An 18,688-nucleotide genomic window follows, 5' to 3' on the forward strand; every position below is an offset into this window, starting at 1 on the left:
GCCTTAGGCTATGGTCTTCTGTTCCCGGATTCAAAACAGCATACAGCCTACGGCCTACTGCCTACAATCCCATGTATTAATTAACTTCCAACCAATGAACGCACCACGCAAAATCAATAGCATTTCTGAATTCCATAAGCTGCATGGCTTGGGGAGTTCTTTGCACCCCATGATCAGTTTAGTTGATTATACCGAGTTGACTAGAAGCGCTGACTATTATGGTGAAGACTGGATGATTGGGTACTATTCCATCGGCATGAAACGCAATGTAGGGACGATGCGGTACGGACAGACCAGTTATGATTTTGATGAGGGCGTGATGACCTTCATTGCTCCCGGTCAGGTGATTCGCATAGAACCGAATCAACGAGAAGACAGAACACCGAGTGGATGGCTCTTACTGTTCCATCCTGATTTCATCTTGAATTCCGCGCTAGCGGAGAAGTTCAAACAATATGAATTCTTCGGATATTCAATCAATGAGGCCCTTTTCCTCTCTGAACGGGAGGAGAAGGTCATCATTGACATCTTGCACCAAATTGAACAGGAGTATCAATCGAATATTGACAACTTCAGCCAAGACATTATCCTCGCTCACCTCGATGTGCTCCTCACCTACGCCGAGCGATTCTACCACCGCCAATTCAACACCCGTAAACCTGAAGGACACGCTATTCTAACGCGTCTTGAAAAGGTATTGAATGAGCAATTTGAAGCCGATGATTTGATCCACAAGGGAATTCCGAGTGTCAATGATGTGGCGAATACACTGAATCTCTCCCCGAATTATCTAAGCAATCTGCTGAAGGTCCACACAGGACAAAGCACGCAGCAACACATTCACGACAAGCTGATTGAAAAGGCAAAAGAGAAACTCGGCAAAAAAGAACTCAGCGTCTCAGAGGTGGCTTATGAGCTCGGCTTTGAGTATTCTCAATCGTTTTCAAAGCTGTTTAAGGCGAAGACGAATATGTCGCCAAGTGAGTTTAGGAATTCTTTGAATTAGACAAGGGTCCAGGGTCTAGGGTCGAGAGTCGAGGGTCGAGGGTCGAGGGTCGAGAACAAAAGACATCTTCAACGGATTCCATTCTATTTCCGTCTACCGTCTACTGTCTAACGTCAACCTCCAGTCCACGGTCCACAGTCCACATTTCTACCGCCTGCCATCCCCCAAGTCCAATCCTCCGATTCTCCCTCTTCGTCTCCCCTAAAACCCTAACTTGGTTTCACACATTTAACGCGAACCATCATGTCGAAACAAGAAAAACTGTACGAGACCTTAGGAGAGTTACTTTACGCTGTAGCGATGGCTGACGGCGTAATTCAGTCGGAAGAGTCTGATGCTATGAAAAGCCTTCTCAAAAACCATCCATGGGCTACTACCATTTCGTGGTCGTTCGATTATGAAGTAGCTAAGGAGAATAAGGTAGAAGATGTCTACAAGAAAGCAGTCAGCTACTGCCACAGCTATGGCCCAACACCAGAGTATGAAGAGTTCATCAGCGCAATGGAAATGATCGCTAATGCACACGAAGGAACAAGCAATGAAGAAGCAGAAATTGTGACTGGGTTCTCACGTGACTTGATTGCGCGGTTTAGGAGAGATCTTGGGATTAAGTAATCAGTCTAGGGACGAGGGTCTAGAGACTAGAGACTAAAGACTAAAGACTTTGGTTATTAATCTATAAACGATAATCGATGGTCGATAACTACGTACCACGAACCACGAACCACGTACCACGAACCACGTACCAAGCCCCATGAAGCTCCTTTTGTTCATCCTCCTAGCTTCCCTGACCACCTTGGCATTTCCCCAGAACTCTACGACAATCACGGTTTCCGTTTTGGACCATAAAACTGAGCTTCCATTGAATGATTTCATCGTCTCTGTTGAAAAGGGTGAATCTCTGCTCGTAAGTGACTCGTTGTGCCTAGGCTCTACCTATACTTGGAACGTCGAGCAAGAGGAGAAAGGTGAACTTTGCTTCACCTTCGAACAAGAATGCTACTTTGCCCAGACTTTTTGTGTTCATCTTGATACTTTGACTGGACGTGGCCTCAAACAAAATGTCTACTTAAACAGAATCCTTGTAGGCCCGCCGGTGTGGGAGATGATTCACCTCAGCCCTGATAACAAAATGGTTGTTGACAGTGCACTCAGCATCCTGGAAGAATACATCGACATCCTAAACGAAGACAGCTCAAATAAGCTATACTTCGGAGTGAACTACTTCGAAGATGCTGACCTCGCCATAGCCGAACAACGGCTACACACCGTCTACCAAAAGTGCCTTGAAATCGGAATCCATGAATCCAGAATAGATTCGAGTATCTCCTTACTAGACAAAGAAGAACGCGAGTACTACAAGAACATGGAAACTCAAGTCCTCTCCACCATCACCACCACAAAGTGCAACTAATGAAATAGGCATAAGCCTTAGGCCTTAGGCCATAAGCCTGACGAAGCGAAGCGAAGTCCTAGTACTCCCATTCATTCGTGAATGTATTGAAGAAATTGATCCCCACCTTCAAGGTGTAATCCGCTCGTTCGAAGTTATTGTCGGAAGTTACACCATAGACCCCCAAGCGGAAGAGTTCACCTTTAATACGGAAGGTACGTTCCAAGCCGGCAAAGACCTCAGCATGGCGGAAATCTTCTCCTGTTAGAACTAAGCTTCCACCTCCTGCAGCGAGCTCTAGTTTGAGTCGGTTCAACAGTGGTACCTTCCCAAGTATCGTCCCGTTAAAATGGTGGATGGCATTCACTTGGAAGTATCCATCGGCAGTCGTAAGCGTTGGCCCCAATAATTGGAATGTTCCCGAAGGGTCACTGAAGAAGAAGCGGTCGCTACCGCGGAAGTACTTGTACTCCAATAAGCGCAAACTCTCCTTCTGGAAGAAGGACCCCATCGAAGCTTGCCAGTGGAGATCTCCGAATCGAGCTAAGGTCATTTCGTGATCCGCGCCAACCTCGAAGAAATCGAACTTCACCTCACTGTTAAACAGTCCTGGAATTCCCTTGCGGTACTCGAAGGTTAGTGTTGGATAATCCGTCCCTAACACTTCTTTTCTCCCGCGTTTCCAGACGTACTTTTGGTTGATTCTCCACTTAACTTCCAGCTGCACTTCAGACTTGGTATAACGCTGGAAATCTGAGGGTTGATTCAGTTCACCGAACAATTCATTTGACCATACTGCAAAGGCTATATCCTTCAATGGAATTTGATCCGCATAATCGAATCGCGCCTCGGCATAGAAGCCGTTAAATAGCTCCATGCGCTGCGAGATCAAGAAGGTCTGTTTGCGAGAGTAGTTACTCCGACTGAAGTACTGCTCAATGCTCGCTCGGTCATTGATGATCTCGTAAATATCTCCTACTCGGACGTAGGTGCGCATGGCTTTGTCAGGACGATAAGTGTAGCCCAATCCGACACGTCCTTTGACGTCCTTGTTTCGGAAACCGTAGTCGACGAAACCATCTACTTCAATTAAATCATCATTGGCGAAGGTGTGCTGGTAATATCCAGGAAGTCGGTGACGGTAACCACCAATTCCCACCGGATTGACCTGACTAACCAATCCTTCGATATACCACTCGTTTCCTTTGACGCGATTGCGATGTCCCAGCCCGACTAAGGGTGACCACCATGTGATTCGGTTAAAGGCACTATCAAGCTTGTGGAAGTATTCATCACTTCCGAGGTATTCTTCAATGCTGTCAGCGCGGGCAACGAACTTTGCCTCGAGCGTATCTAGGGTAATCGGACGAATCTCTGTCCAGAATTCTGGGTTGCGTTCCCAAGCGTCCTCCTCGAATTTCTTGACCTCACCAGAGAAGTGTCCTAGGCTGAAATCTCGGTTGATCACGAAGTCATCTTGTTGCATGATGACCTTACCGATAATCCGTTGCCAACCATCTGGGATACTGTAGTCAATCACTCGACGAACGGGAACATAAGCTCCATTCTCAGCACGCTCATAGTTCTGGATAATCCGGAATCGCTCGCAGTACTCAATGCCCCGAGGATTTAACTCTAAATCTACTCCTCTCAAGGCCCAAGTTCCGTCTTCGATAAAGAGAATCCCTTCAAAAAGTGCTTCGGATGAGTTCAACGGAGACACCTTAATTCTATGCACCAGCTGCTCCCCTTCGTAGAGCATCCCATCGTAATCGTAGCGGTAAGTCAAGCCTGAATTCGCTGCAATCGGACTTAAGATCGGCTTCGATGAAATTTTGTCAAAGTCGATGCGGTTCTCATAGAAATCGAAGTCACAATCTGGAAGGCCATTCCACAAGACATATTTGTTCGGCGCTCCTCTTCTAATTGGTGCAATGTCTTCCGGACCAATGCTCGCTTGAAGGGTTAAACTCTTACCAGTGTATACCTCTTTCTCCTCGTAATTTCGGTAGCCTTCGATGAATTCATAGTACTTCTCAGCCCGTTGGAAATCTACTCGTCCGGTAGATTCGATCATGATGATTCCTTCCTTGGCCAACCCTACTTCTTCTCCCAACGGCAACGAATCAATCTCAGGCTGAAACTCCTTCTCGAGCTTGATCTTGGTGTACATGGAACTCGAATATGTCTTAAGAGAATCGCGGAAGCTCCTTCGCGCCGCTCGCACCTGATCCATGATGGCCTTTGCTCGATCTTTAGTATCACCTACGATCTCCGCAGTCTTGATCTCATTGCTCGAAACCTCTAATTCTACACTGACAAAGTGCGTCTCAAAAGATGCTGGAAGTGTAATGGTTTGCGGCTTGTACCCAACGAAACTCATCACCAATCTTTCGGTTCCTTCAGGCACCTCCATTCGGAATCTCCCCTTGATATCCGTAGACACCCCAATGGTCGTACTCTCGATGTAAACACTCGCGTATGGAAGTGGCGCACCGTCCATATCCAAAACAGTGCCTTCCACCACCTGCGCAGCTACCGCCGCTGGTAAAACCATCATAAAAAAGAATAGAAAAGTAACGAGTAGCGGTTTCGGTAGCATGTCGGTGTGACGGTGGGCGTGGTTTGAAAGTTACAATTTCGCTTGTTAGGCGTTAGGCGTTAGGCTATAGGCGTTAGGGTTTCGCATTCTACCGCAATCCGCGTTCCGCGTTCTGCATTCCGCAATCCGCAATCCGCGATCCGCATACAGCCTACCGCATACCGCATACCGCTTACGTCGTACTCCCAACCATACCCAAAAGCTGATAACTTGCACTGTGGTTTGCAACCTTTTAGGCTGGGAAGTTGTATCTTTAACACTTAATGCGTCATCTCTTAATTCTCATATGTTTTTTGCCCACCTTGCTGTGGGGCCAGAGTAGCAACCCCATGGGGGATGCTTATGCTCAGGGAGATGACTGTTATGTCATTACCGATAACACCGCTTGGGAGCTAGGTGCCGTGTGGTTTAACGACCCCGTTAACTTGACCGAGGCCTTTGAAATTGAACTCGAGATCAACTTTGGATCACTCGACGCCACTGGAGCAGATGGCGTCGTTTTTGTTTTTCAACAGGTAGGAATTAACGCTCTCGGTATTGCCGGAGGAGGTATCGGTTACGAAGGATTTTCGCCATCTATTGGAATCGAAATGGATACTTGGTCGAACGTTGACTTAGGTGATCCAGCTGCAGATCACATGGCCTTGTTCGCTCATGGAAATGTCAACCATAACTCCGCCTTGAACTTGGCGGGGCCAGTGAATACCTCAGCTTTATCGCTGAACGTGGAGGATGGACAATTCCATGCTTTCAAGCTGACTTGGGACCCTGCAACGAATACACTTGAAGTCTTCTTTGATTGCTTCTTGCGTATCTCATATCAGATCGATCTGATCAATGTGATCTTTGAGGGAGACCCTATTGTCTACTGGGGTTTCACAGGTGCAACGGGTGGTTCAGTTAACCAGCAAACGGTCTGCATTAGTGAATACGCACTAGGTCTCCCGGATGAATTTGAAATCTGCAACGGAGAATCTGTTGAGCTCGGACTAAGCGGCTCTCAATCTGATGATTACCTCTGGACTCCTGCAGAAGGTCTTGATGATCCTACTTCTCCCAATCCGGTGGCCTCGCCAGACGAAACCACTACCTACGAGATTACGATCACTGATCTATGTGGAGAAGAAACAACGCTCTCAACTACCGTTGAAGTCTTTGATGTTGATGCTGAATTGCCTGAGTTCATCCTAGCTTGTGATGGAGACGATGTGCAAGTGACCGTGGATTCAAACGCACCAAATATCACTTGGTCTAATGGCGACGAAGGCCCCACCGCTACCGTGACTGAAGCTGGTCCTCTTACCGTCGAAACAGTGGCAGGCAACTGTTCGGCAGAAGCTACTACTGAGGTGGTGTTCCACCCTCTACCGGTGACTCTCGAACTAGAAGACACCTATTCCGCCTGTGAAGGCGAAACCATTACCATCAACGCTGATGCGCAATGGGGACAAGAATACGATTGGGATTCAGGACAAGACACAGAAAGCATTGATGTAACCGAAGGTGGAACTTATGAAGTGACCATTACCTCTCAAGATGATTGTGTGGCGACCTTCAGCACTGAGGTGGAGTTTATCGCCATTCCAACGGTTGATCTACCGGCACTCGTGGAGCTTTGTGATGGCCAAACGACAACCCTTGACCCTGGGAATGCGCAGAACACAAATTGGGACACAGGAGAGACCACTCCTACCTTAACGGTTGATGAACCGGGTACCTATACCGTGGTTCTCAGCAACGGCGATTGCACGGCTGAAGGTTCTACAGAAGTTTCCTTCGATGCAGCACCAAGTTTCTCATGGCCTAACAATATCAGCTACTGCAGTGATACCTTGATCTATCAAGCCCTTCCTGCCAATGATTTGGTATGGACTGTCAATGGCGATCTTGCTACAGATTCTGTACTTGTCGCTAACGCGGAATCGCTCACCCTCACTGGAACGGACGCGATCACTGGTTGCAGTACTTCATATACCGCCGATGTCACCGTGCTCTACGCACCATTGGTTACGCTCCCTGAAGAAGTTGTGCTTTGCGAAGGACAGGCAACAGAAGTGACTGCAGCAACTGACGCTCCTGACAACTCTTTCTGGGATGAAGGAACCGAAGGCCCTACGGCAATTCTCTTAAACGAAGGCGAATACATGTTCACGGCTGTGAATGAATGTGGTAGTACTTCGGCATCGCTTATAGCCATTGAAGGCCTTTGTGATTGCCCACTATTCGTACCGAATGCCTTCACTCCAGATCTTGACGGACGCAATGAGCTATTCTATCCATCGCTAGCTTGCAATGTAGATGACTATACATTCAGCGTCTACAACCGCTGGGGTGAGCAGCTCTTCTTCACGGAAGTTCAAGGCCAAGGGTGGAATGGTGCAGCCCCAGGACGAACACACTATGTCCAAGATGATGTCTACATCTGGCGTGTGACCTATGAAGTGGTTCTCTTTGACCGCGTGGAAGTCGTGGAAGAGGTTGGGCATGTGGTAGTGCTTCGTTAACTTCACCCCCCGGAACTCACGACCAAACTATGGCAGGTAACTCGAAAATTGCGATCTACGGCGCTATTGGTGCCAATCTCGGTATTGCGATCATGAAATTTGTGGCTTCTTTCTTCACCGGAAGTGCAGCCATGCTCTCAGAAGGTATTCACTCAACAGTTGACTCACTGAACGGTGTCCTTCTCCTCTACGGAATCAAACGAAGTAAGCGAGACCCCGATACCAAACACCCCTTTGGGTATGGGAAAGAAGTGTACTTCTGGGCTTTCATTGTAGCCATGCTCATCTTTGCCATTGGTGGAGGAATCGCCATCTATGAAGGTATCGAACACATCAAACATCCAGCGGAAAGCACAGGGAATAAGATGTGGAAGTACGGCGTGCTGATCGTCGCGATCATTCTTGAGGGAATCAGCTTCTACATCGCATTGCGTGAGTTCAAAAAGAGTAAACCAGAAAAAGCGACTTGGATGGGCGCTCTTCGTCAAAGTAAAGACGCTGCTACCTTCGCCATCATTTTGGAAGATTCTGGTGCCATGTTCGGTCTGATCATCGCGCTAATTGGTGTCAGCCTATCAGATTTCCTAGAAATGCCAATGATCGATGGAATCACCTCAGTGGTGATCGGAATTCTTCTCTGTGTCATTGCCATATTCCTCGCTAGAGAAACCAAAGGACTTCTCATTGGAGAATCAGCAGTGCATAATGATTTGAAAGTGGTAAGAGAGATCCTTGATAGCGACGAATGGGTATTGAAATACCGCGATGTCAACTCAATGCACCTAGGCCCGGCAACCGTGCTATTGGCCATGGAAGTAGACTTTTCCGATGACATGGACAATCCAGCCGTTGAGGCTGAAATTCTCACCATTGAGCAAAGGATCAAGGAAAAACTGCCACATATTTCTAAAATTTATATCGAATCAACTTCGATTAAATAAATGAAAACACTTCGTGTAATCATCGCCAACATGCTGGCGGTCCTCCTTGGAGCATGGCTTTTTAGCGGAATCCATATTGACACTTCATGGTGGAACGTTGTCATTGTTGCGATTGTGATTGCCTTGATGAACGCGATTGTTCGTCCAATTTTGATCTTTCTTACCATTCCAGCCACCATTATCACTCTGGGTCTATTCCTTCTAGTGATCAACGCTGGAACGCTCATGCTTGCCGATTGGATCCTAGACGGATTCCGTATTGATGGCTTCTGGTGGGCACTCTTATTGAGCTTTATCATATCCTTTGTCACTTCCTTCTTCGCTCGCGCGGAAAAGAAACACGGCAAGGAATACCGCTAATTCGTAACTTGAACTACTCACTATAATCTAACCTGAAATGGGAATCTGGGATAAACTGAAAGGCGAACTCATTGATATCATCGAATGGCTTGACCCTACGCAAGACACGATGGTATACCGCTTTGAGCGCTACCAAAATGAAATAAAAAACGGTGCACAACTCACGGTGCGTGAATCACAAATGGCTGTCTTCGTTAGCGAAGGACAAATTGCCGATGTGTTCGGACCTGGGATGTACGCGCTCAATACTCAAAACCTTCCTATCCTCGCGACACTGAAAGGATGGAAGTACGGATTCAACTCGCCATTCAAAGCGGAGGTATACTTCGTCAACACGAAGAATTTCACCGACCGCAAATGGGGCACAAAGAACCCAATCATTTTGAACGATGATCGTTACGGAATGTTGGAGATCCGTTCATTCGGTACATACGCCATTAAAATTGATGACCCAGGCAAGTTCCTGAAGGAGATTGTAGGTACTGACGGTGAATTCACCACTGATGAAATCGATCAGCAGCTGCGCAGTATCGTCGTTACAAGATTTACAGATGCTGTGGGTGAGTCGCGCATCCCAGTAGAAGGTTTCGCAGGAAATGTGAATGAACTCAGCGAGTTCGCGTTGCAGCAACTGCATCCTGAATTCATGGAATACGGGATCAACCTCACGAAATTCCTCGTAGAGAATGTGTCAATGCCAGAGGAGATCAAGAAAGAGATCTTCGAACTGAGCCGACTAGAAAAAATCGATCTCGACAAGCTCGCTAAACTCAAGGCAGCGAAAGCCATGGAGAAAGCAGCAGAGAACCCAAGTGGCGCTGCGGGCGCTGGAGTTGGTATGGGAATGGGCTTCGCTATGGCGAACCAAATGGGCAATATGTTCAACCAGCAAAACCAGCAACAGCAATCGCAAGGACAAGCACAACAAGCACCTGCTCAAGGTGGTGGTGCAACTCCTCCTCCGCTTCCGCAAGCAGCACAGTACTGGGTGGCTATTAACGGACAACAATCAGGTCCGTACGATATGGCTACTATCCAGAATATGATTGCTGGCGGACAGATTTCACGTGAATCATTGATGTGGAAGCAAGGGATGGCAGATTGGATTGCGGCTTCGCAAATCCAAGAAGTATCAGGCTTCTTCGGAAGTGTTCCTCCTCCCCTACCTAACGCATAATTAGGGATGCCGGAAGCTGAAATAGAACAAGCAGCGGAAGGAGCTCACAAAATTCATTGTTCGAAGTGCGGTGCTGAACTGCGCTACCAACCGGGAACCACGGAATTAGTCTGTGATTACTGTGGTACGCGCAACCACATCGAAGAATCGGCCGTTGAAATTGAAGAGCAAGACCTCCACGAGTTCCTTCGAAAGGAGAGCGAGCGTGTGGTTACTGAAACCGTAGAAACGGTGGAATGTAACAGCTGCGGCGCCATCAACCCTTTCGATGAAACGAACGTGGCCAAAGCCTGTATTTTCTGTGGTGGACACCTCATCGTAAAAGATGCGGCGAAGATCGAGCAGATCAAACCGCAAGCACTTGTCCCATTTCAGGTAGAACACCGACGTGCCATCAAACTCTACAAAGATTGGTTGCATTCACGCTGGTTCGCACCGAATGACCTCAAGCGCATGCAAAACCTCCCTGATAAGCTCAAGGGAATCTACATGCCCTTCTGGACCTACGATGCCATGACCGTTTCTGAATACACCGGTCAACGAGGTATTACCCGAACGGAAACGGAAACGTACACTGTAAGCGGCGAAGATGGCCCTGAAACCCGCACCCGTACCAAGACCCGTACAGACTGGTATCCAGCTGCTGGAGTGGTAGAGCATTTCTTTGACGATGAATTGATTTTGGCCAACCCGGCAGTCCCTTCTGAAATCACAATGAAATTGCGCCCATGGGATTTGTCTATGCTAGTTCCATTCGAGCACGACTACCTCCGCGGTTTCCTCGTGGAAAGCTACTCCGTAGGCCTCGAAGAAGGCTATGGCATCGCCAGACAACGCATCGATTCTCAAATCAGAACCCTTGTCCGCCGTGACATTGGTGGAGACCAACAACGCATCACCACCCTACACACAGACTGGAGCGATCAAACCTTCAAACACATCTTATTGCCAATCTACGTTTCGGCATACAAGTACAAAGGCAAAACCTACCGCTTCCTCATCAACGGACAAACCGGCGAAGTCCAAGGTAAACGACCATACAGCGCATGGAAAATCACCTTCTTGGTACTCGCGATTCTATTGGTGATTGCGATTATCGTGATGTTTGCGCAGGGATAGACACGGTTCGTGGTTCGTGGTTCGTGGTTCGTAGGATCAAAATGTCAAAATAAGAGGCGTTAGGCTTTACGCTATAGGCGTTAGTAAGGATTGGGAAATTGGTCTTTGGTTATCGATTCTAGCAGCGCATATATGCGCCGCTACCTCGAATATTACCAACGCACGAAGGTAGGGATGGATGAAATCCATCCAATCCCCCTTAGGGAATAGAAGGCGTTAGGCTATAGGCGTTAGGCTTTAGAATGGTCTTAGGTAATTGGTTATTGATTATCGTTTATAGATTATCGATTGTAACCCCTAGTCACTCGTCTCTAGACAGCCGAAGGACCCTCCGGAATCGGTGCCCAATGCGTGACATCTGCAAAAAAGTGATTGCTATTCCCTTCCCCCTGCCAGAAGTGTAAGCCGTGTTTTTCCTGCTTGTCTGGTCTATCGATGTAGAAGTCTTTGAGGAAACGTAAGACAATGACTTCTCGGATCTCGAATTGGAGATCTTTTCCGGGGAGGAAGACTTTGTTCTTGGGAATGTATGCTAAGACGCGTTGTTCGTCTTCAGGCAATTGATCGTTGATATCAATCCAATTCAATTTCGCTGAATCTTTGCTCTACCAGGTACTTCTTAATCTTCTCTTCTGTCAGCGGCTTTTCGATGTAGCACTTGACGTTGTCATAACTCTTCGCTTTTTCAATGTCATCCCAGTGGATTGACGACGAGAGAATCATAACATCGCTTTTCACTCCCAATTGTTCTAGGAAGAATAGGAATTCCCACCCATCCAGCTCAGGCATGTTAATGTCGAGCAAGAAGAGGTCTGGACGTTCTACTTTTCCTTCTCGCAAGTACCGAAGTAACAGGCGAGCATCTTGGAAAGTATGAATCGATGCCTTTGGTAAGACGAAGGTCAAAAACTGCCTATTGAGTAGGTTGTTAATGGCATCGTCATCGATCAGATGAATGCGTTTGTAAGGAGAGGTCATTAGCTATACGCTTTTCAGCATATCTAAGCTAGTGAGCTCGATCTAGTGTAAAACCTACACCCTGAATAGGTTATCAAATAAGAAGTGTGAGTTATTCACCTTTGAAGGCCGGTTTACGCTTCTCTAGAAAAGCATTTACGCCCTCGTTGTAATCGTAAGTTTTGCTGGCCGCGGTCTGTAGCTTTTCTTCTATATCTAACTGATCCTCAAGGGAATTGGTCAACCCTTCATTGAAGGCTCTCTTGGTAAGCCCCAATCCTTTCGTTGGCATCGAAGCAAGCTTCAAGCTCAGCTTATTCAAAGCCCCTGAAAACTCTTCGTCGCTGAACCATTGGTAAATCATTCCTAAGCGTTCTGCTTCTTCAGCTGATACTTTGTCGCCTAACATCGCTAGCGCGGAAGCTTTCTGGAACCCGATGATACGAGGCAAGAAGTAAGTTCCTCCGCTATCAGGAATCAACCCAATCTTCGAAAAGGCTTGAATAAAGGAAGCACTCTCCGTGGCGATGCATACGTCACAAGCCAAGGCAATGTTGGCTCCTGCTCCTGCAGCCACTCCTTGCACACCAGCCACTACAGGCTTCTCCAAGTTGCGGATGCGCATGATAATCGGGTTGTAATGATCACGCACAATCGATGTCAACTCCGGACCGTTTTCGTCCATCACTTCTGCCAGGTCTTGTCCGGCACAAAAGGCCTTCCCCTCTCCCGTCAAAACAACACAACGGATCGCAGGATCTTTCGCAGCCTGATCAAGGGCAGCCTGCACTTCCATAGCCATCTCTTTGTTGAAGCTATTAAACACTTTCGGACGATTGAAGGTGATCGTAAAAACCCCTTCACTTAATTGGGTGCGGATTGTTGACATGCGCCAAAGGTAGGGATTAGGGGAGAGTCTAAAATCTATAAACTAAAACTAATAACTGATTATCTACTAATACCTTTTGTTCTGCGGATGGATTTCATCCATCCCTACAATTAGGCGTTGGGAATTTATGTTGCAGCTGCGCATATATGCGCAGCTACAGAACCGATAGAAAGTGATTCATCGCCCCTCAAATTCATTATTCATTAATCACGATTCATTATTTATGATTCAATCTAACGAACCCCGAACAAACAATCACCTAAGCCTTAAGCCATAAGCCATAAGCCATAAGCCCTATAAACAACATTCCTACCTACCACCCCGTTAACCCCATATACCTGCAAACAAAAAAATCCATGAAGCTACAGAGAAAAGTGATCCTTTTTTCTGCCTCCATGTTACTCGTTACCAACCTGATTTCACAACAGCGGATTGATCTACTTGAAGCCATAGATCAAGGACTTGTCACCGCTGAATTCCTGAGTACAGGAAGTTCCTCTCAAGATTGTGTTGATGTGACCGTCAACAATGTTTCCAAACGCGATCTCGTACTGACCGTGAATACTGGATTTCAACTCGCCACCCTGGAAAAAGGCGATCAAGATATCCTGATCACAAAAGAAGAAGAGATCATTGCTGATGCCGGCGAATCAACCTCAGAACGACTTTACGGTTTCTGCGCCCAAGCCTTAAATGCAGTCCCTACTTCGGGCTCGGGGTTTGTTCCTAACGGCTATGCGCAAAACGATATGGCGAAGTTGGCTGTGTACTTGAATGACCACAAGCTGGAACCTGAGCTAGAGCAAGAAGCCGTCTGGACAATGTTGGAAGGACTCCCTATCGCCGGGATTTATTCCGATGCCTCACAAGAAGACAAGGATCTACGTGCCTTTTGCGCCGATTTACGGGGTGAAGAGGCCCCTACATATAACATAGACTATGGTGATGTACTCGACACTCAGTTCTCGAATGAAGTGGTTGAGCTCAACGGAGAAATGAACTACCGTATCACCGAAAATTCAACCGCTTCCCTCCGCCTCCTCGCCCCAGACGGATCGGAAATGGTCTCTTACTTCGAAGACCGTCCGCTGTCACCAGCAAATTACACCCAACGCTTCACCTTCAGCGGACACGGACTTCAAAAAGGCGAATACAAATTCGTATTGCTGATTGATGGGGAAGAGTTTAGGGAGATGATAATTGAGGTTTAGAGTTCTTAGTCTTTGGTTCGTGGTTCGTGGTTCGTGGTTCGTGGTTCGTGGTTCGTGGTTCGTGGTTCGTGGGATTAAATCGTAAATAATGAATCATGATTAATGAATCATGAATTTGATTTAACGACGAATCACCTACCATCGGTCATGTAGCAGCGCACCTGTCCCGTTCTTCGGGATATATACGCCGCTGCAGCATAGATCACCAACGAACGATTGTAGGGATGGATGAAATCCATCCAACCCAGCCGTAAGGTTTAAGGTGCGTGGTGCGTGGTGCGTGGGATTAAATCGTTAATAATGAATCGTGATTAACAAATCATGAATTTGATTTGACGATGGATCACCCAATATTGGTCCTGTAGAAGCGCACCTGTCCCGTTCTTCGGGATATATGCGCCGCTGCAGCATAGATCACCAACGAACGATTGTAGGGATGGATGAAATCCATCCAACCCAGCCGTACGGTTTAAGGTTCGTGGTTCGTGAGATTAAATCGTAAATAATGAATCATGATTGATGAATACGAAGTGCACCCTTCATTCTAATTCTCACTCTAATTCTAATTCTCACTCTAATTCTAATTATAATTCTTCCTCCCCCCCTTCCTCTAAAGCCAGCCTATCGGGGCTGGCTTTTTTATGGCACATTTTTGGAGACGGATTGAATCAAATACATTTGGTTTTATGTCTGGATTCAAGTCGTTTCTTTTTTCTCTGGCGTTACTATCTTCTTTCGTGGGTCTGGCGCAAGAGCGAATCATCACTGTCGCTCCAAATTTGTCTTTTGAAAATTACGAGCACTTCAAACGCTTGGTTTTGGATTCACCTGATTCAGAAGTTGTGTTTCTAGAGGGCTTTGAATATGAATGGGGCTACACATATGAGATCCGAGTCAACGAACGGAAACTCCCATCTACCCTTTCTGATGGTACTCGATTTGAATACGAATTCATTGAAGTTGTTTCTAAAACCAAAGTAATCGAGGATACCCGCTTCCAGCTTTTCATTGATCCAGACCGGTATTTCGAAGAAGATGCAGATGAAGGGATGAATCAGACGCTGGTGCATGTAAATGATAGCACTTATCGTTATTTCGACATGGTCAACATCCTCGTCTCGCCCAAGTTGAAAGCGAAATTTGACAATGCTTACATTCAAGGCAAAGCTCGCCTCGGGCATTTCGAATATGTCTCGGGAGATACGATTCGCTTTCTTGGGTTTAAATGAGTTTTTCTGCTCATGAATCAAAGATCGATAACCGATAATCTATAAACGGTAACTGATAATCTCTAACAGGTGGGGTTTGTGTAAACGATTACTCTATCGGTCATGATCTCAATGATTGTCTAATAGTTAACTTAGAATCAGACACAGTCAAAATGGGCTTCAGATTCTTCAAATAACGAGAATGAACATGACTATCAAGACAATAACGATTACGATCCTCACTGTGATTACCCTCGGCTGCGTTAATACCACTTCCAACTCTGATTCCAATTCTCACTCTTCCTCCACCCCTCCTTCTAATTCTCATTCTAATTCTCATTCTAATTCTAATTCTAATTCTAATTCTTCCTCTCCCTCTCCCTCTCCCTCTTCCTCTAAAATCGACACTTCTCTCATCTACCGCACAGACACCTACCACGAATCTAACGGCGACATCATCATCCAGCATGGTTATCCACGAGGTGGTGGTGATTTGGATGGCTTAAGAGGCTACCAGAATCAAGAAGGACAGCAATTCGGACACGCCTTCTTCTGGACGCGGTTAGTCAATGAAACGTCAGAGTCCATTGACCTAGATATCTCCTTCCCCGGAGACTCCATTAAGTACGACAAGAGCGATAGCGCTTACCTGAAGTTCTTCATTGTCCCTTCCCCGTTTGACCTTAGCCAACTTGAAGAATATAGCTACGGCATAAAGGGATTCAGGTATCACCTTGACACTGCCTTCTACGAACCGCAAATCGCTCAAAGCTCCATCCCTCCCGGAGGAGACTTCGGATTCTACATGGCAGTTCTCACACATGAAGGATTCTACGCTTGGCGCAACACCTTGCTCATCGACGGCGACTCATTGAAATACTCCGTACGCACCAACGCCACAGATTCATTGGTGATTGATTTGGGGAGGTTGCGGCGTAATTGGTAGCTACGAGGTTGCATCCCGCAGGGATGCCCTACTTAAGCCTTATGCCATAAGCCTTACGCCCGAAGAATTCATTCTTCCAACCATTTCTTCGGCGGCACCAAAAAGATCCCGAATCGAAAGAAGGGCGCCCCGCCTATTGTATTCGAAATGGCGAGGTTGTCTGAGTTTCCGAGATTGAAGGCCCGGTCGAAGAAAGCGTCTGAATCAGAGACATCAAAATTGATGTTCCAGCGGTAGCCTCCAGAAGCAGAAACCCAGAAGAAATCATAGACTTCATGTTCGTAAGTGAACATGGCTTTCACATCGGCTTTTTCGAGGTAGAGTGGGACCTCTGAAAAGCCATCGAGATTAATATTGTAGTTGTCTCCTTCAAGCTTTGTTTCGACGTACAGATTGTTCTTTTCATTGGGTCGATACAGCAATCGTGCTGAAAGCGGTAGGAGTAGTTCCACAGCCCACTTCGGACGATAACGATGCTTCAAAAAGAACACAGGGTAGACGCTTGATCTTCCAAAGCTGTTGCTGTAGCTCACCCCAAATCCCCATGTCTTGTAGCGGTGTTGTTTGATTCCGTACAACCCAGTGAATGATGTCTTTTGATGAGACCGAATTGTTCCTGTTTCGAAGTCGCCATTTAAGCGAAGCGTTCCGCGAAAAGCGAGATACTTATTACCAATAAAGGAATGCACGCTGTACAACGACAACCCCATGCTACGCAATGGCTTGTCTTCAATGCTACTGTGGAAGGGATTGCCCTCTAGCACCGGCTGCTCGAAGGCGAACTCTTGTTGGTAATACTTGAAACCGACGATGAATTTGAAGTAGTCTTTATTAACCACCGGAATTCTCAAGCGAGCACTCCAACTCTTGGTACGACGAATCGCATTGTTGAAGGTGGAATCAGTCTCGGTGAACTGACTATTCAAATCGTAATTCGGAATGCGTTCTTGAAAAACCTCCAAGCCTTTTGATCGAGGAAGACCTAAGATCGATGGAATCGTAAAACCATGAGGTGTACACACACCAAGCTGAGCCAACGAATCAATGTCAGGTTGGGCCCGGAGCTCTGAACAAATGCTCAAGGATAGGAACAGTAGCAGTATACAGTGTCTCATGCGCACGCCGCGTAGCAGCAATCGGTGTTTACAGCCTATTTATGTTGTTGGAACTCCGCCTTCAGGAATACTCAATAAGAAGAGCACAATCGAAACGATCAGTCCGATCACAAACGTATAATAGCTGTAACGCAACAGCACATATTTTCTGTTCAAGACTTTCCCAAGGAAATATAAATCGCGAGTCAAACTCTTGTAGAGGTATTCCTTGTCACGCATCAACTCTCCGATACCCCACTCGTAGTCATCTAACGACATGCTATGGAAATTCCCGAAGAAGATTAGGTTACCTTCACGGTTGATGACTTGCTCTCGGGTTAGTTTCCCATGTGTCGTCTTCGGAATCGTAGACAGAATTGAAATGATAATGGTTATGATACTGAAGATGATCAACGACAACCCCGGGTAGATGATGTACGGATTGGTATCCATCTTCGGGAACATTGTCGATAACACGATAGAGATGATAATGGCATTGACACTAATGAGCGTGTTCGCCTTATTATCTGCAATACGACTCAAGTTAACGTGGTTCCGTAGGGTCACACGGAACATTGTCTCAATCCCCTTCTCAGGAATATTAGAGTCTACTTTATTCTTCTTCTTCCTCCCCTTCTTAGTCTTCCCCTCCACAATCTTATCAAGCTCATCCGTCTCAAGCATGGCCTTCAAAGTCTCAATATTTCGATCCTTCTGCGCGGTGAAATTTTCTTGAGCGTATTTCGTCTTAAACTGGTGATCACGCATGAATTTGAGGCTCATGCTTTTCCAATCATGTTCCTTCAGATCCATGCCACCGCAGGAGTTCATCTCATGAAGAAGGTTCTTAAACGTGGTTTCGAAGTACTTCTCACTACCTAGGTGAGCGAGGTCAGCATCTTGAATGATCTGTTCAAGTTTATCCGATGCTTCCGTCCCCATTCGGGTTGCTTTAATCACACGTTCGATAACGGCGATTTGTTCTGGATCTACTTCTTCCTTCGTCAGGAACGCATTCGCTTCTTTTGCTCCTTGGGCTTCGTGATCTACCTTGCCTTTGTAGTAAGCTACATCATGGAACAAGGCCGCAATACGCAGGCAGTCTAGCTCGTCCTGTGAAACGCCTTCAGCTTCACCGATCTGCTTTGCAGCATCGTGCACCATCATGGTGTGCTCCCAGTTATGATAGGTAAGATCAGCTGTAGCGTGCTCATCAAAGACCGACTTTACATACTCGGCGCACTTGCTGATCAATTCATTTTTATCACTCATTTCTTGCCT

17 protein-coding genes are annotated in these 18,688 nt (G+C 46.7%); 11 read left to right on the forward strand and 6 right to left on the reverse strand.

The genetic code is table 11. The features are described from left to right. Window positions 1-94: 94 nt before the first annotated feature. From RA156_RS09565 to RA156_RS09575, 3 genes are all read left to right on the forward strand, one after another. Window positions 95-1,006, forward strand: coding sequence for a helix-turn-helix domain-containing protein (locus tag RA156_RS09565; protein WP_306639735.1), 912 nt, complete (start codon window positions 95-97; stop codon window positions 1,004-1,006). Window positions 1,007-1,249: 243 nt separating this feature from the next. Next, complete coding sequence (locus tag RA156_RS09570; RefSeq protein ID WP_306639736.1) at window positions 1,250-1,621, forward strand: hypothetical protein; 372 nt, start codon at window positions 1,250-1,252, stop codon at window positions 1,619-1,621. A gap of 139 nt (window positions 1,622-1,760) precedes the next feature. Next, the gene (locus tag RA156_RS09575; RefSeq protein ID WP_306639737.1) at window positions 1,761-2,420 is read left to right on the forward strand and encodes a hypothetical protein; all 660 of its coding nucleotides are present in this window, start codon (window positions 1,761-1,763) and stop codon (window positions 2,418-2,420) included. A gap of 58 nt (window positions 2,421-2,478) precedes the next feature. Here RA156_RS09575 and RA156_RS09580 read toward each other — a convergent pair whose 3' ends face one another. Further along, window positions 2,479-4,959, reverse strand: a complete 2,481-nt coding sequence (locus tag RA156_RS09580; RefSeq protein ID WP_306639738.1) for a DUF5686 and carboxypeptidase regulatory-like domain-containing protein — start codon at window positions 4,957-4,959, stop codon at window positions 2,479-2,481. Between the two features lie 305 nt (window positions 4,960-5,264). On the opposite strand from RA156_RS09580, the gene RA156_RS09585 reads away from it, so the two are divergent. The 5 genes from RA156_RS09585 to RA156_RS09605 are packed head-to-tail and all read left to right on the forward strand — an operon-like array spanning window position 5,265 to window position 11,102. Next, complete coding sequence (locus RA156_RS09585) at window positions 5,265-7,505, forward strand: lectin-like domain-containing protein (protein ID WP_306639739.1); 2,241 nt, start codon at window positions 5,265-5,267, stop codon at window positions 7,503-7,505. A gap of 29 nt (window positions 7,506-7,534) precedes the next feature. After that, on the forward strand, window positions 7,535-8,446 hold the full coding sequence (locus tag RA156_RS09590) for a cation diffusion facilitator family transporter (protein WP_306639740.1): 912 nt from the start codon (window positions 7,535-7,537) through the stop codon (window positions 8,444-8,446). After that, complete coding sequence (locus RA156_RS09595; protein ID WP_306639741.1) at window positions 8,447-8,806, forward strand: phage holin family protein; 360 nt, start codon at window positions 8,447-8,449, stop codon at window positions 8,804-8,806. Window positions 8,807-8,843: 37 nt separating this feature from the next. After that, a complete protein-coding gene (locus RA156_RS09600) occupies window positions 8,844-9,983 on the forward strand; it encodes an SPFH domain-containing protein (protein WP_306639742.1) in 1,140 nt (379 codons plus the stop codon). Window positions 9,984-9,989: 6 nt separating this feature from the next. Beyond that, on the forward strand, window positions 9,990-11,102 hold the full coding sequence (locus RA156_RS09605) for a TFIIB-type zinc ribbon-containing protein (RefSeq protein WP_306639743.1): 1,113 nt from the start codon (window positions 9,990-9,992) through the stop codon (window positions 11,100-11,102). A gap of 311 nt (window positions 11,103-11,413) precedes the next feature. Here RA156_RS09605 and RA156_RS09610 read toward each other — a convergent pair whose 3' ends face one another. From RA156_RS09610 to RA156_RS09620, 3 genes are all read right to left on the reverse strand, one after another. Continuing rightward, window positions 11,414-11,689: a DUF551 domain-containing protein gene (locus RA156_RS09610; RefSeq protein WP_306639744.1), complete on the reverse strand. Its 276-nt coding sequence runs from the start codon at window positions 11,687-11,689 to the stop codon at window positions 11,414-11,416. Continuing rightward, window positions 11,676-12,080 (reverse strand): response regulator, encoded by a 405-nt coding sequence (locus RA156_RS09615; protein ID WP_306639745.1) that lies wholly within the window; start codon window positions 12,078-12,080, stop codon window positions 11,676-11,678. The genes RA156_RS09610 and RA156_RS09615 overlap by 14 nt, the downstream gene beginning before the upstream one ends. A gap of 91 nt (window positions 12,081-12,171) precedes the next feature. Beyond that, window positions 12,172-12,948, reverse strand: a complete 777-nt coding sequence (locus RA156_RS09620) for an enoyl-CoA hydratase-related protein (protein ID WP_306639746.1) — start codon at window positions 12,946-12,948, stop codon at window positions 12,172-12,174. Window positions 12,949-13,304: 356 nt separating this feature from the next. Between RA156_RS09620 and RA156_RS09625 the strand changes: the two genes are divergently transcribed. From RA156_RS09625 to RA156_RS09635, 3 genes are all read left to right on the forward strand, one after another. Further along, window positions 13,305-14,159 carry a hypothetical protein gene (locus RA156_RS09625; RefSeq protein ID WP_306639747.1) on the forward strand — a complete coding sequence of 285 codons (855 nt, stop codon included), beginning with the start codon at window positions 13,305-13,307 and terminating at the stop codon, window positions 14,157-14,159. Window positions 14,160-14,845: 686 nt separating this feature from the next. Beyond that, complete coding sequence (locus tag RA156_RS09630; RefSeq protein ID WP_306639748.1) at window positions 14,846-15,388, forward strand: DUF4377 domain-containing protein; 543 nt, start codon at window positions 14,846-14,848, stop codon at window positions 15,386-15,388. A gap of 181 nt (window positions 15,389-15,569) precedes the next feature. Beyond that, window positions 15,570-16,313: a hypothetical protein gene (locus RA156_RS09635; protein WP_306639749.1), complete on the forward strand. Its 744-nt coding sequence runs from the start codon at window positions 15,570-15,572 to the stop codon at window positions 16,311-16,313. Between the two features lie 68 nt (window positions 16,314-16,381). On the opposite strand, the gene RA156_RS09640 is transcribed toward RA156_RS09635, so the two are convergent. Together RA156_RS09640 and RA156_RS09645 are read right to left on the reverse strand one after the other, a co-directional pair. Continuing rightward, complete coding sequence (locus tag RA156_RS09640; protein WP_306639750.1) at window positions 16,382-17,428, reverse strand: DUF6268 family outer membrane beta-barrel protein; 1,047 nt, start codon at window positions 17,426-17,428, stop codon at window positions 16,382-16,384. A 39-nt stretch (window positions 17,429-17,467) separates the two neighbouring features. Continuing rightward, window positions 17,468-18,679 carry a Pycsar system effector family protein gene (locus tag RA156_RS09645; protein WP_306639751.1) on the reverse strand — a complete coding sequence of 404 codons (1,212 nt, stop codon included), beginning with the start codon at window positions 18,677-18,679 and terminating at the stop codon, window positions 17,468-17,470. Between the last annotated feature and the right edge of the window lie 9 nt (window positions 18,680-18,688).

This window comes from Sanyastnella coralliicola (assembly GCF_030845195.1).
Classification (GTDB): Bacteria; Bacteroidota; Bacteroidia; order Flavobacteriales_D; family Sanyastnellaceae; genus Sanyastnella; species Sanyastnella coralliicola.

Bases quoted from the DNA above. Each gene is read 5' to 3' on its own strand.
- RA156_RS09595 (WP_306639741.1), top strand. From the start codon at position 8,447: ATGAAAACACTTCGTGTAATCATCGCCAACATGCTGGCGGTCCTCCTT.
- RA156_RS09640 (WP_306639750.1), bottom strand. From the start codon at position 17,428: ATGAGACACTGTATACTGCTACTGTTCCTATCCTTGAGCATTTGTTCA.
- RA156_RS09580 (WP_306639738.1), bottom strand. From the start codon at position 4,959: ATGATGGTTTTACCAGCGGCGGTAGCTGCGCAGGTGGTGGAAGGCACT.
- RA156_RS09600 (WP_306639742.1), top strand. From the start codon at position 8,844: ATGGGAATCTGGGATAAACTGAAAGGCGAACTCATTGATATCATCGAA.
- RA156_RS09615 (WP_306639745.1), bottom strand. From the start codon at position 12,080: ATGACCTCTCCTTACAAACGCATTCATCTGATCGATGACGATGCCATT.
- RA156_RS09605 (WP_306639743.1), top strand. From the start codon at position 9,990: ATGCCGGAAGCTGAAATAGAACAAGCAGCGGAAGGAGCTCACAAAATT.
- RA156_RS09645 (WP_306639751.1), bottom strand. From the start codon at position 18,679: ATGAGTGATAAAAATGAATTGATCAGCAAGTGCGCCGAGTATGTAAAG.
- RA156_RS09570 (WP_306639736.1), top strand. From the start codon at position 1,250: ATGTCGAAACAAGAAAAACTGTACGAGACCTTAGGAGAGTTACTTTAC.
- RA156_RS09590 (WP_306639740.1), top strand. From the start codon at position 7,535: ATGGCAGGTAACTCGAAAATTGCGATCTACGGCGCTATTGGTGCCAAT.
- RA156_RS09635 (WP_306639749.1), top strand. From the start codon at position 15,570: ATGAACATGACTATCAAGACAATAACGATTACGATCCTCACTGTGATT.
- RA156_RS09575 (WP_306639737.1), top strand. From the start codon at position 1,761: ATGAAGCTCCTTTTGTTCATCCTCCTAGCTTCCCTGACCACCTTGGCA.
- RA156_RS09565 (WP_306639735.1), top strand. From the start codon at position 95: ATGAACGCACCACGCAAAATCAATAGCATTTCTGAATTCCATAAGCTG.
- RA156_RS09585 (WP_306639739.1), top strand. From the start codon at position 5,265: ATGCGTCATCTCTTAATTCTCATATGTTTTTTGCCCACCTTGCTGTGG.
- RA156_RS09630 (WP_306639748.1), top strand. From the start codon at position 14,846: ATGTCTGGATTCAAGTCGTTTCTTTTTTCTCTGGCGTTACTATCTTCT.
- RA156_RS09620 (WP_306639746.1), bottom strand. From the start codon at position 12,948: ATGTCAACAATCCGCACCCAATTAAGTGAAGGGGTTTTTACGATCACC.
- RA156_RS09625 (WP_306639747.1), top strand. From the start codon at position 13,305: ATGAAGCTACAGAGAAAAGTGATCCTTTTTTCTGCCTCCATGTTACTC.